General features: G+C 43.3%; 16 protein-coding genes and 2 tRNA genes. 2 read left to right on the top strand and 16 right to left on the bottom strand.

The window, feature by feature from the left end; genetic code table 11:
- Positions 1 to 13: 13 nt before the first annotated feature.
- The 8 genes from rpsL to rsgA all read right to left on the bottom strand — a co-directional run bounded on the left by rpsL (position 14) and on the right by rsgA (position 6,536).
- The gene (gene rpsL / locus D8785_RS04160; protein ID WP_001142333.1) at positions 14 to 430 is read right to left on the bottom strand and encodes a 30S ribosomal protein S12; all 417 of its coding nucleotides are present in this window, start codon (positions 428 to 430) and stop codon (positions 14 to 16) included.
- Between the two features lie 218 nt (positions 431 to 648).
- Positions 649 to 1,185 (bottom strand): hypothetical protein, encoded by a 537-nt coding sequence (locus D8785_RS04170; RefSeq protein WP_023024500.1) that lies wholly within the window; start codon positions 1,183 to 1,185, stop codon positions 649 to 651.
- A 22-nt stretch (positions 1,186 to 1,207) separates the two neighbouring features.
- A complete protein-coding gene (purR, locus tag D8785_RS04175; protein WP_125374577.1) occupies positions 1,208 to 2,032 on the bottom strand; it encodes a pur operon repressor in 825 nt (274 codons plus the stop codon).
- Positions 2,033 to 2,162: 130 nt separating this feature from the next.
- The gene (locus D8785_RS04180) at positions 2,163 to 3,113 is read right to left on the bottom strand and encodes a 3'-5' exoribonuclease YhaM family protein (protein ID WP_023024504.1); all 951 of its coding nucleotides are present in this window, start codon (positions 3,111 to 3,113) and stop codon (positions 2,163 to 2,165) included.
- Entirely contained in the window at positions 3,100 to 4,356 is a 1,257-nt protein-coding gene (locus tag D8785_RS04185; RefSeq protein ID WP_023024506.1) for a DNA recombination protein RmuC, read from the bottom strand. Before D8785_RS04185 ends, D8785_RS04180 begins: the two co-directional genes overlap by 14 nt.
- A gap of 1 nt (position 4,357) precedes the next feature.
- Positions 4,358 to 5,023: a thiamine diphosphokinase gene (locus D8785_RS04190; protein WP_125374578.1), complete on the bottom strand. Its 666-nt coding sequence runs from the start codon at positions 5,021 to 5,023 to the stop codon at positions 4,358 to 4,360.
- Entirely contained in the window at positions 4,983 to 5,642 is a 660-nt protein-coding gene (gene rpe, locus D8785_RS04195; RefSeq protein ID WP_125374579.1) for a ribulose-phosphate 3-epimerase, read from the bottom strand. The genes D8785_RS04190 and rpe overlap by 41 nt, the downstream gene beginning before the upstream one ends.
- 15 nt (positions 5,643 to 5,657) lie before the next feature.
- A complete protein-coding gene (gene rsgA, locus D8785_RS04200) occupies positions 5,658 to 6,536 on the bottom strand; it encodes a ribosome small subunit-dependent GTPase A (protein ID WP_042361264.1) in 879 nt (292 codons plus the stop codon).
- Positions 6,537 to 7,278: 742 nt separating this feature from the next.
- Between rsgA and D8785_RS04215 the strand changes: the two genes are divergently transcribed.
- Positions 7,279 to 7,361: transfer RNA gene (locus D8785_RS04215), tRNA-Leu, on the top strand.
- Between the two features lie 4 nt (positions 7,362 to 7,365).
- A tRNA-Ser gene (locus D8785_RS04220) sits at positions 7,366 to 7,454 on the top strand.
- 46 nt (positions 7,455 to 7,500) lie between these two features.
- Here D8785_RS04220 and rsmA read toward each other — a convergent pair.
- From rsmA to D8785_RS04260, 8 genes are all read right to left on the bottom strand, one after another.
- On the bottom strand, positions 7,501 to 8,376 hold the full coding sequence (gene rsmA / locus D8785_RS04225; RefSeq protein ID WP_125374580.1) for a 16S rRNA (adenine(1518)-N(6)/adenine(1519)-N(6))-dimethyltransferase RsmA: 876 nt from the start codon (positions 8,374 to 8,376) through the stop codon (positions 7,501 to 7,503).
- Positions 8,377 to 8,445: 69 nt separating this feature from the next.
- Positions 8,446 to 9,072: an immunity protein Imm33 domain-containing protein gene (locus D8785_RS04230; RefSeq protein ID WP_125374581.1), complete on the bottom strand. Its 627-nt coding sequence runs from the start codon at positions 9,070 to 9,072 to the stop codon at positions 8,446 to 8,448.
- Positions 9,073 to 9,087: 15 nt separating this feature from the next.
- The gene (gene rnmV, locus D8785_RS04235) at positions 9,088 to 9,684 is read right to left on the bottom strand and encodes a ribonuclease M5 (RefSeq protein WP_125374582.1); all 597 of its coding nucleotides are present in this window, start codon (positions 9,682 to 9,684) and stop codon (positions 9,088 to 9,090) included.
- Positions 9,650 to 10,420 (bottom strand): TatD family hydrolase, encoded by a 771-nt coding sequence (locus D8785_RS04240; protein WP_125374583.1) that lies wholly within the window; start codon positions 10,418 to 10,420, stop codon positions 9,650 to 9,652. The genes rnmV and D8785_RS04240 overlap by 35 nt, the downstream gene beginning before the upstream one ends.
- A 121-nt stretch (positions 10,421 to 10,541) precedes the next feature.
- Complete coding sequence (gene rpmH / locus D8785_RS04245) at positions 10,542 to 10,676, bottom strand: 50S ribosomal protein L34 (RefSeq protein ID WP_003003086.1); 135 nt, start codon at positions 10,674 to 10,676, stop codon at positions 10,542 to 10,544.
- Positions 10,677 to 10,822: 146 nt separating this feature from the next.
- Positions 10,823 to 11,473 carry an HI_0552 family protein gene (locus tag D8785_RS04250; RefSeq protein ID WP_398575131.1) on the bottom strand — a complete coding sequence of 217 codons (651 nt, stop codon included), beginning with the start codon at positions 11,471 to 11,473 and terminating at the stop codon, positions 10,823 to 10,825.
- 66 nt (positions 11,474 to 11,539) lie between these two features.
- Complete coding sequence (jag, locus tag D8785_RS04255; protein ID WP_125374585.1) at positions 11,540 to 12,484, bottom strand: RNA-binding cell elongation regulator Jag/EloR; 945 nt, start codon at positions 12,482 to 12,484, stop codon at positions 11,540 to 11,542.
- A gap of 15 nt (positions 12,485 to 12,499) precedes the next feature.
- Positions 12,500 to 13,315, bottom strand: a complete 816-nt coding sequence (locus tag D8785_RS04260; RefSeq protein ID WP_125374586.1) for a YidC/Oxa1 family membrane protein insertase — start codon at positions 13,313 to 13,315, stop codon at positions 12,500 to 12,502.
- Between the last annotated feature and the right edge of the window lies 1 nt (position 13,316).

A 13,316-nucleotide genomic window follows, 5' to 3' on the forward strand; every position in this document is an offset into this window, starting at 1 on the left:
TTATCCCCTTTCCTTATGCTTTTTTCGGACGTTTAGTACCGTATTTAGAACGGCCTTGTTTACGATCGTTAACACCTGCAGTATCAAGTGCACCACGAACGATATGGTAACGTACCCCTGGAAGGTCTTTTACACGTCCACCACGAAGAAGCACCACGCTGTGCTCTTGCAAGTTGTGTCCGATACCTGGGATGTAGGCAGTAACTTCGATCAAGTTGCTCAAACGTACACGAGCAAATTTACGAAGGGCAGAGTTAGGTTTTTTAGGTGTCATAGTTCCAACACGAGTTGCTACACCACGTTTTTGTGGTGAAGAAACGTTTGTTTGAACTTTTTTATGACTGTTGTAACCAACGTTCAAAGCTGGTGATTTAGATTTTTCTACTTTTGATTTACGCGGTTTGCGAACCAATTGGTTAATTGTAGGCATCTACATTCTCCTGTGTTTTTTTTTATTTTTGGTGATGATACACTTGGTGACAGCTATCATCTGTGTGTACTTTTGCAACATTTGTCAGCACGTCCCTGTACACTCTTGAGAGACCAAAAGTAAAAAGTACCGTCTATTATTGTAACATAGCGGTACTTTCACTGTCAAGATTTTTTTCTCTTTTTTGCACGATTGCTTCTTCTTAAAACCGTGCTAAATTATTGTTCATATTGTTGCGTTACAGCTGGAATTGTAGCATTCGAAACTTGAGGAACTTCATTGGACTGATATTGAGGAACTTCTGCCGGAACCACTTGTTGAGGTTGCCCTGTTTGACTAGCTTGATTCGTATCAGTTGATTGAGTATTCTGGTTGGTTTGCATTCCATAGTAGTCTACAATGTACTGAATTCGAGCTTGGAAGGCCTGTTTCTTTGTTTCGTCCTTCACTTTTTCCACGGCTTCTCGGGCAGCTGTTAAGGTTTCTTGGGTTGCAGTCGTTTCAAAATGAGCGACTGCCTTTTCTGCATCTTCAGCGATTTTCGCTTCCTCTTCTTCTTTTGCTTTTTTAGGGTCTTTCTTTTTAATAGGAAGAGAACCTGTCTTTTTGGCTTCTTGTTTCACCACTGTAACTTGGTCTGCAGAATTTTTTCGAACCGTATAAAGCCCACCGACAAGAACTCCTGTCAAGATGAATATCGTTGCCAATCGAAGCCATAGGGGGCTACGATCAAAACGGTCTAAAATTGTTTTCATTTTCCTATCTCCCTCTCCAGACTTAATCCTTATCGAAAATATTTCCGATTTCTACATCAATTTTATTTTCTGCTACATCAATGTTGGTTACACGTAGAAGTGACTTGTGATCAAATAAATCTTTACTTCTAGCCGAAGCATTGTCCGCAAAAATAGCGACTCCTGCTAACTCTGATTCAAACTCAGCTAAGAGGCTAACCATCCCACTGATAGTCCCCCCCCCTTTAAGGAAGTCATCGACAATCAAGACACGGCTGCCCGCTTTCAAACTGCGTTTGGACAAAAACATTTTCTCAATCCGATCGCCACTGGAACCTGATACATAGTTCACACTGACCGTTGATCCTTCTGTAATTTTTAGATCTCGTCGCACAATGACAAAGGGAACATTTAAGACATTGGCTACCGCGTTTGCTAATGGAACTCCCTTGGTTGCCACCGTCATAACAGCATCGATTTTTTGATCTCGAAAAGCCTTGGCAATAATGCGCCCAATATTATTTAGGATTTTTGGATTGCTCAACAGGTCTGAAAGGTAGATATAACCACCTGGTAAAATCCGATTGCTTTCTGACAATTGATTGCACAAGTTTTGGACAATTTCTCTTGAATCTGCATCCGAAATCGATGGTGTAAAGATGACCCCTCCACCTGCCCCAGTGAGAGTTTCAATGTGTCCAATTTCCATTTCTTCAAAGGCCCGTTTAATAATAACAATGTCCTCAGAAATAGAGGATTTGGCAGATTCATATTTCTCCGCAAATATATTTAAACTTGTCAATTCGTAGGGATGATTAATCAAGTAGTTCGAGATCACAACCATCCGCTCACTTCTTCTTAGCTTCATTATCTCTCCACATAGTTTTTTTATTGTATTATACCATATTATACCAAAAAACGAACATTGTTAGTCTTACAACATTCGTTTCTCGTTTTTTTACTAACAAACTAAGAGAAGGCTTTTTTGCTCTAGTTTATTAGGAATCTTTTAAATTTGGCTTATAGAAGGAGCGGTTATCCAAGGCAAAAATCTTATTGGTCATTTCACCAGGACCCACTAAAGCCAAGGCTGAAGTCATCATCATCATTTCGGCATCTAGATTATCAATCATATGAATGATCTCTGCTTCCATAATTTTCGGACGAACTGGACTACCATACTCTAATAGACCATGGTGACTTAAAATGACATGTCGTAACACAATCACATCTTCTTTTTGATCATCAATCTTCAGCTCTTGTAAGACCTTGGTAATTTCTTCATCAATCAGAGCAATGTGTCCGATGAGATTTCCCCTGACCGTATATTCCGTATTTTCAGGACCTGAAAGCTCCAGTACCTTGGCAAGATCATGGAGCATGATCCCTGCATAGAGGAGACTTTGATTTAATTGAGGATAAACCTGAGAAATGCTCTCGGCCAATCGAACCATGGTTGCTGTATGATAGGCCAAGCCAGTCTCAAAAGCATGGTGGTTGGTTTTGGCCGCAGGATAAGAGTAAAACTCCTTGTCGTACTTGTTGTAGAGCGCCCTCACCACACGTTGCCAAACTGGATTTTCTATTTTGAAAATCATCCCCGACAGGTAATCTTTCAAATCAACTGGATTCACCGGAGGTTTTTCTTTAAAGTCTGCTGGATTAGACGGTTCCCCGCTTTGAGGCAAACGCAAGGTCAATTGATTGACCTGGGGCGTATTGTTGTAGACCTCCCGGCGTCCGCTCATATGAACTACGCGACCAGCTTGGAACTGCTCCACATTATGCGGCTGAGCATCCCACAATTTTCCTTCAATCGTGCCTGTCTCATCTTGGAAGACAAAGGCAAGATAATTCTTTCCAGCCCGTGTCTGACGAACATCTGCTGACTTAATGAGGTAGAAGCCTTCAAACAATTCGTCTTTTTTCATTTGATTAATTTTGACCATCATCTTCTCCATCTTCTAAATTCAATAGGCTTGCCATATCTAGATTTTCTGACGTTTCTATACTTCGAAGAGTACGCTCGATAGCATTTGTTCTTCGGTTTAAGAGCTCATCGATGTTTCCAGAAGCATGTTTCAACTGCCGTTGGGTCTTTTCTAAAACGCCTCCAAATTTTTGGAACTCTGTCTTGACTGAAGCAAGGACCTTGCTAATATCATCTGCACTTCGTTGAATATTCAGAGTCTTAAATCCGACCGATAGGGAATTTAACAAGGCTGAAAGAGTACTTGGCCCCGCGACGACGATCTGTTCCTCTCTTCGGAGGCGATCAAAGAAGGCTGGGTCGCGGACCACTTCTGAATAGAGGCCTTCCGTCGGTAAAAAGAGAATCCCAAAATTAGTAGTGGCAGGCGGATATAGGTATTTTTGATGAATGTCCTTGGCAAATTGTTTAATACTAGTCTGAAGGAGCTTGCGACACCGTTCAATCTCCTCTTTCTCTCCACTTTCATAGGCTTCTTCCAGTCGGTAATAACCCTCCAGAGGAAACTTAGAGTCGATTGGCAGATAGACGTATTCCCCTCTTACCTGACCAGGCATCTTGATTGCATACTCGACGCGTTCGCTGGAATGAGGAACTGTTACAAACTCTCTCTCGTATTGAGCGGGAGTTAGGATATCTTCAATGATCTGGCCCAGTTGAAGTTCTCCCATAATCCCACGGGTTTTGGTATTAGAGAGGACCTTATTGAGACTCCCCACATCTCTAGCGACCGTCTGCATTTCCCCAAGGCCTTTATTAACCGACTCCAATTGTTTGGAGACAGTCTCAAAAGAGGTTTGGAGACGACTATGCAAGGTTTTTTCCAACTTTTCTTCGACCGTTTGACGCATCTGCTCCAACCGCAAATCATTGGAGGCTTGAATCTGTTGCATCCGTTCGTCCGTTTTGTCTCGGTTTTTAGTAAAATTCTCAGCAAGTTCTGCTCGTAAAGCAGTCGTTTGCTGATGCATTTCTGTCCGTAATTCCATTAGACGGTCACTGATCGCCATCTCTATCTGCTGACCAGTGATTTGCTGAGCTTGTCGCTCTCTCTCAAATCGGTAATCCAGCTGATCCGAAAGATGATCTTCTTGGTCTTCTAGTAAGTCACGGATCCGTTTGTTATCAGCTGTCCGTTGTTGGTACAGCAAGAAGAGCAAGACAAGATTTCCCACTCCTAATACAAAAAGGATTAATTCCATCTTATTTCCCATCCTTGCTATAAATGATAACAGCATAGCCTCGATCAACGCTTAAGGTTATCGGCTGATTGCTAAATTCGTTGGAACCATAAATAGCCTTTTTAAAATAATTGATCGGATTTAAGGGATACTTGGCTCCTTCAATCTGGATGGAAGCTCCCTCAACCGGCATAAAAGCAACATACGTATAGCCTGCTATGGGCTGAATAGTGTGGCGACCTGCTGGACGATAGCAGAGATAATTTTGTCGGTCCATCAAGCAAAGTTGCGTCATAAAGGGACCAATCTCTGGATCAGTGGGCAAAAAAACGCTGGCCAAGTGGTGATCCAGGCGACCACCAAAGGCTCCAAAGATTAAAATTTCCGCTTGAGGCCAACGTTCTAGTACTTCCTTAATCGCCAATTCCAGGTCAGTATCATTTTTTTCTGCTGCCGAAGTCCGTAATTTGTGAGCCGTAGATTGAATCCTCTGAAATTCTTCTGGCTCAACAGAGTCAAAATCTCCAACTGCTAAAGAAAGTTCCAATCCTTGCTCTAATAGGAAAAGGCAGCCTGCATCCACCCCGACATAAACATCCAAGTCTAGCGGAATGGTTTCCACTCGGCCACCAGCTACAATCGCAACCTTAGTCTTGGATGGCTGCTCGAAGGGTTTGAACTCGTTCATTCACATCTCCATTAAACACATAGGAACCTGCTACAAAGACGTTTGCCCCTGCTTCTTTCGCGGCGTGAATCGTCTTATCATCAATTCCCCCATCGACTTCAATATCGAAATCCAAGCCTTTTTCTTCACGCAATTGAACCAATTGACGAATCTTATCCATGGTTTCTGGCAGGAAGGCTTGCCCACCAAATCCTGGGTTGACAGTCATGACAAGTACTTGGTCTACCAAGTTTAAGATATGTTGGATACTTTCAACAGGGGTTCCTGGATTGATGACCACACTTGGTTTCACCCCTGCCAAACGAATTTTTTGAAGGGCGCCATGGATGTGTGGAGTCGCTTCGACGTGAATGCTGATGATATCTGCCCCAGCACGCGCAAACTCTTCGATATGTTTCTCAGGATTGGTCACCATCAAGTGGCAGTCAAAAACTAGCTTGCTGTGAGGACGCATACTAGCAACTACACCAGCACCAAAGCTGATATTAGGCACAAAGTGACCGTCCATTACATCGATGTGAGCGTACTCCGCACCAGACGCTTCCAATTTCTTCAATTCACTTTCAAAATTTGCATAATCTGCACTTAAAATAGAAGGGGATAATTTGTTTGTTTTCATATTATTCAGGTCTCCTTATTTGGGTAATTTTTTCGATACTTTTTTATAGGTTTCTCGTCTATTTTCGATCTCACTCAAGAACTGTAAGTAATTCTCAAAGCGGAAGGAAGCAATGATCCCTTCCTCGACAGCAGGCTTGACGGCACAAGATGGTTCATGTGTGTGGGTACAAGTACGGAACTTGCAATCCTGGCTTACCTTGGCGATGTCTGGAAAAGCATGATTAAGATCTTCTGCATTGTCGACTTCATAATCTAAAGAGGAGAAGCCAGGGGTATCCGCAATCTTGCCACCATTGAGATCATAAAAGCTGACGGCTCGCGTCGTATGGCGGCCTCGTCCGAGGCTGTCGGAGATCTCTCCTGTCTCTAGTTCCAACTCCGGGGCCAAGGTATTCAAGAGGGTTGATTTCCCCACTCCTGTTTGGCCCATAAAGACCGTCACCTGATCCTTCAAGAGAGGCAAGAGCTCTTCCTTGTCAGTGACAAAGTCATACCCCATTTGGCGATAGACTTCTTGGAAAGGAAGCATGACAGCCGGATCTTCTAGTAGGTCCATTTTTGAAATATAGACAATCGGATGGATCACTTTTTGCTCCAAGAGGACCAAAAAACGATCCAATAAATTAACATTAAAATCGGGCTCTTTGGCAGACATGATGACGACAGCCTGATCAATATTAACAATCGGTGGACGGACTAAGCTATTCTTTCGCGGGAATATTTTTAAAATATAGCCTTCCGAATTTTCTTCTGCTGAAAATTCTACCTTATCTCCAACATAGGGAGTTTGTCCTTTTTTCCGGAAATTTCCTCGAGCGCGTGTTTGGTAAATTTCCCCTTCGCACTCCACATAATAAAAACCGGCCAAGGCTTTAACAATCGTTCCTTGCAACTAGCACTCCTTTAAAGTTAATACTACTATTATATCAAAAAATATAATATAGCGCTTGCTTACTTGAGTATGAAAAAAACGAAGGTATCTCAATTTTTTTGAATAGAATTCACATAAGAGGTTGTAAACGTTTTGGGATAGATTTGTAATAGAGAAAAGGGGATGATATATATGTTTCTTATGGGAAGTACAAACCATTTTACAGATAGTAAGTGACGGAGACTGATACAGTTATTGACGAAGCTATCTGATTAGTAATGAAAGAAGCCGATTTTGGTGGGAGTATTTCTGACTTTCTTACTAATCCCTGCCAGTTATAAGGAGGTCCTTTATCCCAGACGATGAGCTTGAACCTGAAGGTGGGCCCCCAGTCTCAATCGTCTTTCTTCTTGCTCTCTTATGGGTTATCTTTCTTCTCAAAGATACCTCTGCAGAACAAGAAGAACTTTATCCTCAACTGAGTTATGAATAAGTAAAAGAAAGAAGAGAGTGGGACAGAAATCGGTAATTCGTTAGAATTCGATTTCGTCGTCCCACCTCCGCACAGTTGAGTAGGGCTGTAAAAGCTGATGAAATCAGCCTAGTAGATCCCACTCAACCACTGCGTCTTGCTCGACTATCCAAAGACAATTGAGAGGCTAGGACTTTTGTCCCACTCTCTTTTCTGCTAGCTCCATACATTCGATAGAAAGGATGCTATTTTTTCTTGGCATTTCTGTCAAAAAGAGTATAATAGAACTATGCGGAGGTGGTGGAACGGCAGACACGCATGCTTCAGGCGCATGTGCCCCTTCGGGCGTGAGGGTTCAAATCCCTTTCTCCGCATCTTGGAAAGGTGGCCCAGTTTGGTACGGCACCGGACTCGAAATCCGGCAAGTGGATTTTCTTCACGCGCGGGTTCAAATCCCGTCCTTTCCTTTTATTACTCAAAAAGACATGGGCTTTGAAGCCCATGTCTTTTCCATTATTTAATTCCTGCTTCTAGAAGACTGTCAGCTAGACGGGCGAAGTCTTCTAAACTAAGAGCTTCTCCTCGTACAGAAGGTTTCAAACCGGCTGCTTGGATCCCGGCTTCCAATTTTGCCTTCACGTCTTCGGTCTTGCCAAAGCGACTGGTCAAGTTGTTCCAAAGAGTTTTGCGGCGGTGGACAAAGCTAGCCTTGCTGACGGAGAAGAGAAAATCTTCATCCTTGACTGCCACAGCTGGCTCTTCACGACGCACCATCTTGAGGATGGCAGAGTCGACGTTTGGTGCTGGCACAAAGACGGTGCGTGGCACGATAAAGGCTACCTTAGCCGTCATATAGTATTGGACCGCAATGGACAGAGATCCATAAGCCTTGGTATTCGGTTCAGCTGAGATGCGGTCTGCCACCTCTTTTTGCATCATCACCACAAATTCTTGGAAAGGGATTTTGGATTCGATCAAGTGCATGAGGATCGGAGTCGTAATATAGTAAGGAAGGTTGGCCACTACCTTGATCGGAAGGTCTGGATTTTTAAACTCTGCGATGTACTGGTTGAGGTCCACCTTGAGGATGTCTTGATTGACAACCGTTACATTGTCAAAATCCCGCAAGGTATCCGCTAAGATGGGAACCAAGCGGTCATCAATTTCAAAGGCCATCACTTCTGCGGCATTTTCCGCCAAAAACTCAGTCAACGCTCCGATTCCGGGACCGATTTCGATCACATTGACCTGTTTATCAATCTCAGCAGTGTCCACAATCTTTTGAAGGATGTTGGTGTCGGTCAAGAAGTTTTGACCAAAGGATTTTTTAAAGGTAAAGCCGTGACGCTCCAGCACTGCCTTGGTCACGCTATAATCTGCAATTCTCATATCTTCTCTTTTCTAATCAGTTTAGGAGGAGAAATAATCTCTATCTCACTTTTTTCTCCACAAGCTGGTCTAACAGTCTTCTACGAATGCGTTCTTCTCCGCTTGGTAGACATAAGCTTCCCCATCCTTGTCTAGGACCGTCTCCAATAAGGGTTCGATATCCAAGGCCGCTTCAAGGCTAATGAGGGTAATCTTAGATGGATCGTCCAAGTCTTCTTGAGACTCATAGCCTGTAAAGAATTGCCAACCGCTGTCTTGCGGGTGATGAGGTACATCGTGAACTGCCCAATTTATCTCACGTCGTAGGAAGCAATCCTTGGTAATTATCGCCCCTTTTTGTATATCAAGATTCAACTGGGGGACCATCAGGCTCGCAATATGTTCCCGCGCAAAATCCAGCTCATCTCCAAGCTGGATGGAGGTAATATAAGCGGGTTGATTGGTTAAACGTCCTTTGAACTTTCCATCGCGGATTTCAGTGAGTTCGACCCACATACGCTCTGCTCGACACCCATTCTCCAAGACTGTATCCAGCACAAAGATGAGGCGAACCTGGTCCCCAGGCTTCAATTGGTTGATTTCTTCTCGACTCGGAATCAAAAATTGCCGTGGATTCTTTTGATGCTTTGCTTGAACATCCTCTAAAGAATAGCCGATCCCTTTTTTCTTATCTGTAAACAGATTGAACAATCCCATCTTCCACCTCCATCACTATTTTTTATAAGAAGCCAAGGCATCTTCTACTCGAGACAGACAAACCCCAAACAACTCCAAACGTTTGAGCAGTTGTTTGCCATTGCAGTAGCCGATGCGCAAGGCTTCGCCTAGATATTCCCGTCGTTTGCGACTGTCACTGCCCATCAAGAGACCGAGACGCATCAGATCTGACTTGGTAATATCAAAGAAATGCTCATCTTCATAGGAGCCAACCAGTCCAGATAAGGCCTTTTCTAAGTCTTCAAAGCTGGCATGCTCCACTCCCAAGGAACGGCCCTTGGTTTTGGAGTTGGGCACTGCCTCACCACGATTTAAAAAGGCATGCTTGGCCTGCGGAATTTCTTGCATGATGATCTTACGAATCCGCTCCCCATTGTAATCTGGATCCGTAAAGACAATGACCCCACGCAACTCTTGCAATGTAGCAATGCGTTCTAAATCATCCTGATTAATAGCCGATCCACGTGTCTCATAGGTATCCACCTCATAATAGCGTTTCAGATTGGCCGTATCGTCCTTGCCTTCAACAACAATCACTTCTGGTATTTTTCTTTTCTCAGTCAAGGCCAAATACCTTTCTCGCATTGTCATAGGTGGCTTGTGCCACCTCTTCACTAGTCATTCCACGAAGCTCTGCGATAAAGTCTACTACATAACGGGTATAAGCTGTTTTATTTTCTCGGCCACGCTTAGGAACTGGTGCCAGATATGGTGCATCTGTTTCAACCAAGATTTTGTCCAAAGGTAATTCTTTGGCTGCCTCCTGAATGTCTGTCGCTTTTTTGAAGGTCACCACTCCCGAGAAAGAGATCATCATGCCTAAATCCATAAAGCGTTTGGCATCTTCTAGGCTTCCTGAGAAAGAATGCATGATCCCACCGCGTGGGCCAACTCCTTCACTCTTGATAATAGCATAGGTATCTTCTAGCGCATCACGCGTGTGAACCACAAATGGTAAGTCTAGTTCCTTAGATAGCTGAATCTGACGGCGAAAGACCTTTTCTTGAACGTCCTTTGGTGCTGTCATCCAGTGGTAGTCCAGACCGATTTCCCCTAAGGCGACGACTTTGGGATGTTTCAGCCGTTCCAGTAGATAGGCCTCTACCTCAGGACTATAATCGCCTGCCTCAGTAGGATGCCAACCAAGGGTGAGATAAACTTCTGGGTACTGGTCTGCCAATTCTATTGCTCGTTCAATGGTTGGTTTGTCAAAGCCAACAACATTATGGGCAATGACTCCCAGCTCTTTTGCTAATTCTAATTCCTCTTGTTCTCTTCCTGCAAACTCTTCAACGTTGAGGTGAGTATGGGTATCAAAAATCTGCATATGAATCCTTTTCTACGATTTTTCTCACTCTATTATAACAGAAAGCATAGCTGAATACACTTTTGGCAAAACAAAAACCAGTAGTCTCGAGTTTCTACTGGTTTTTAGGTTTTTATCTGAATTACGCAGCCAAAACTTTGCGTCCTTTACGACGACGAGCTGCCAATACGCGACGACCGTTTTTAGTTGCCATACGGTGACGGAAACCATGTTTGCGCGCACGACGAAGTTTACTTGGTTGATAAGTACGTTTCACGATGAATACCTCCTCATAGATTTTGTATTCGTTTAGCCGGCTATAATGTGATCAGTTACTAAACATACTTTACTATTCTATCTGATTCAAGGCTGTTTGTCAATAGCTATGAAAAATTTGTTGGATCAAGTTCAATGATACCGTATTTATTGGGCATCTCCTTCTATCCTTTGACGAGTTGCTTCATAGTAAGGAAGCAAGTAGGCCATTCCTTTTTTTAATTCCTCAAGAATAGCATCTCGGCTAGGCGCTTGTGATAGATTTACATCGACTTTTACCAAGACCTTTCGGACCTGGCCAGCTTCCACACCTTTGAGAAGTCTCAGACGATTGGCTTCTGTCCCTTGAAATCGTTGGCTGACACCTTCTATTTGGGCGAAGTAATAGACTGGCCAAGAAACCGGAAGAGTTATAACTTGGTTCTGTTTTTGTAGACTCTCCTCATCCTTCTTGCGTTCAATAAAACTCACTTCCAAGGATACACCAAAATTTTCAGCATCCCCATAAAGTCGCAAGGCAAACATCGGATCTGTGATTTCTCCCTCTCCTTGAAGGTAGGCCCAAAAATGAGGGCGAAGGATTTGAGCTTGATTCATCCACTGACTAGTCCGGTCTTGTTTTAAATGCGGAAAAATCTTCTGAAAATCACTGACCAAATCAGTGAACTCCTTGCGAGCTTCTTGTCCTAACTCGCGATAGGTCAACATTCGCTCCGCATCCTCTCCCGCTTTAGCAGGGGCTAGGTACTTGATTCCCTGACAATGCAAAAAGTCTCTCATCTTACCATACATTCCAATTTTCCTTTCTCAAACAGAAAAGGAGAGACCAAGCTTACACTCCTCTCTCCCTTTTTAGACGGTAGATTAGCCTTCAATATCAACGACAACGTAACGATTTGGTTCTTCCCCTTCTGAATAGCTCGTTACTCCATCCATTTTCGATACGATACGGTGGATGATCTTGCGTTCGCTATTAGACATTGGATCTGTATGTTGTGCTTGACCTTCTTCTAGAGCACGACTTGCCAATTTTTGCGCATAACTTTGAAGGACTTCTGCACGGTGTTCAACATAATCATTGACGTTGATAGCAATGTAGAAATTCTTAGAATACTGATTGTATAGGTAGTTCTGCGCCAACAATTGAAGGGCCTTGAGAACTTTCCCGTGGTAGCCAATCACACGACCCGGCTCATTGGTATCAATCTGCATATTGATGGTTCGACGGTTGTAGCTACTTGAAATGCTAGCTTCTACATCCATTTCGTCAATAACTGTTTGAACATAGGAAGTGACATCAGAAACAACCTTTTCAATGTCATAGCTTTCTTCTACTTCAATGCCCAAGTCAGCAAAATCAGACGTTTGGCGTGACTCAGTATCTTTAAGACTTGAATCGAGAATCTCCCCATGACCTTGTTCTTCAAGAATGGTTTCAGGAGCCTTTTCATGTTTGAGAATCTCAGCCTTCACTTCTTCCGAAACTTCTTGACCTTCTTCTTCAACTTTTTTAATCGCAGCTACCACGCGACCCAAATCAACAGTCTCTTCACTGACACTCTTGACTGGTTCGTTTTGAGCATTAATTTCCTCAGGAACTCCCTTAACAGCTTGTTGATTGGCTTTTGATACTGTAGTTTCTGCAATCGGTTCGATGTCTACCACAGCTGGCTTCTTACCAAAGAGACCGAGGAACCCTTTCTTTTCGCGAGAAACGACAGTAATATGTGCTTTCATGCGCGGGATATCTAATTCTTTCAAACCATTTTGAATGGCTTCTTCAACATTGACTCCTGTATATTGGACCATCTGTCGAACTCCTTCTTAGTTTTTCTTTTTCAGTGCTTTATTAAATGCACGTCGTTTTTGTTTTTCTAAATCTTTGATTGCCTGTTGCTCTGCTTCACGCGCCGCAATGATCTTAAATGGATTGTTCAACAGGTAAGTTTGCCCAACTTGGTAGGCATTGGAAACTACCCAGTAGAGAGCAACCCCGCTGGCTGAGTACATGGCGAAGAAGAAAATCATGACTGGCATTGCATACATCATGGCTGTCATTCCACCATTTTTTTCTGGCATGGCTTTGTTGCTCAACCAGGTACTAAAGAAAGTGAAGACGGCTGCCAAAACTGGCAAAATAAAGGTTGGGTCTGTTGCGCTCATATCCAACCAAAGGAAATGACCGACTTTTAGGAATTCTACCCGACTCAAAGCTTGGAACAAGGCCATCAAGACTGGCATTTGAATAAACAATGGCAAGAAGGCCGAGGAAGTCTTGACTCCTTTTTCTTTATAGAGGGCCCGCATTTCCTCTGACATACGAGTGCGACTTTCCAAATCCTTCCCAGGGTATTTAGCCTGGATTTCTTTCACTAGTGGCTGAATCTCCTGCATTTTGCGCGAGGAGGTCATTTGATATTGGAAAACTGGCAAAAGAATTGTCCGAATCAAGAGAGTGAAGAGGATAATCCCAACTCCGATGTTTCCTCCGATTGAAAGAAAACGGATAACTTCTGCAAAGAAGTAAACGAATTTTTCCCAAACTCCTGATGATTGGGAAGTCACTTCAGACGTTCCACAGGCAGTTAATAAAAGGAGGGCTCCTCCTAATAAGCTAGCTACTTTTAGTTTCTTTTTCACG

The sequence above is a fragment of the Streptococcus australis genome, assembly GCF_003943615.1.
GTDB classification, from domain to species: Bacteria; Bacillota; Bacilli; order Lactobacillales; family Streptococcaceae; genus Streptococcus; species Streptococcus australis_C.

Excerpts from the sequence above, each read along its gene's own strand:
- rpsL (WP_001142333.1), bottom strand. The coding sequence starts at position 430 with ATGCCTACAATTAACCAATTGGTTCGCAAACCGCGTAAATCAAAAGTA.
- D8785_RS04170 (WP_023024500.1), bottom strand. The coding sequence starts at position 1,185 with ATGAAAACAATTTTAGACCGTTTTGATCGTAGCCCCCTATGGCTTCGA.
- purR (WP_125374577.1), bottom strand. The coding sequence starts at position 2,032 with ATGAAGCTAAGAAGAAGTGAGCGGATGGTTGTGATCTCGAACTACTTG.
- D8785_RS04180 (WP_023024504.1), bottom strand. The coding sequence starts at position 3,113 with ATGGTCAAAATTAATCAAATGAAAAAAGACGAATTGTTTGAAGGCTTC.
- D8785_RS04185 (WP_023024506.1), bottom strand. The coding sequence starts at position 4,356 with ATGGAATTAATCCTTTTTGTATTAGGAGTGGGAAATCTTGTCTTGCTC.
- D8785_RS04190 (WP_125374578.1), bottom strand. The coding sequence starts at position 5,023 with ATGAACGAGTTCAAACCCTTCGAGCAGCCATCCAAGACTAAGGTTGCG.
- rpe (WP_125374579.1), bottom strand. The coding sequence starts at position 5,642 with ATGAAAACAAACAAATTATCCCCTTCTATTTTAAGTGCAGATTATGCA.
- rsmA (WP_125374580.1), bottom strand. The coding sequence starts at position 8,376 with ATGAGAATTGCAGATTATAGCGTGACCAAGGCAGTGCTGGAGCGTCAC.
- D8785_RS04230 (WP_125374581.1), bottom strand. The coding sequence starts at position 9,072 with ATGGGATTGTTCAATCTGTTTACAGATAAGAAAAAAGGGATCGGCTAT.
- rnmV (WP_125374582.1), bottom strand. The coding sequence starts at position 9,684 with ATGACAATGCGAGAAAGGTATTTGGCCTTGACTGAGAAAAGAAAAATA.
- D8785_RS04240 (WP_125374583.1), bottom strand. The coding sequence starts at position 10,420 with ATGCAGATTTTTGATACCCATACTCACCTCAACGTTGAAGAGTTTGCA.
- jag (WP_125374585.1), bottom strand. The coding sequence starts at position 12,484 with ATGGTCCAATATACAGGAGTCAATGTTGAAGAAGCCATTCAAAATGGT.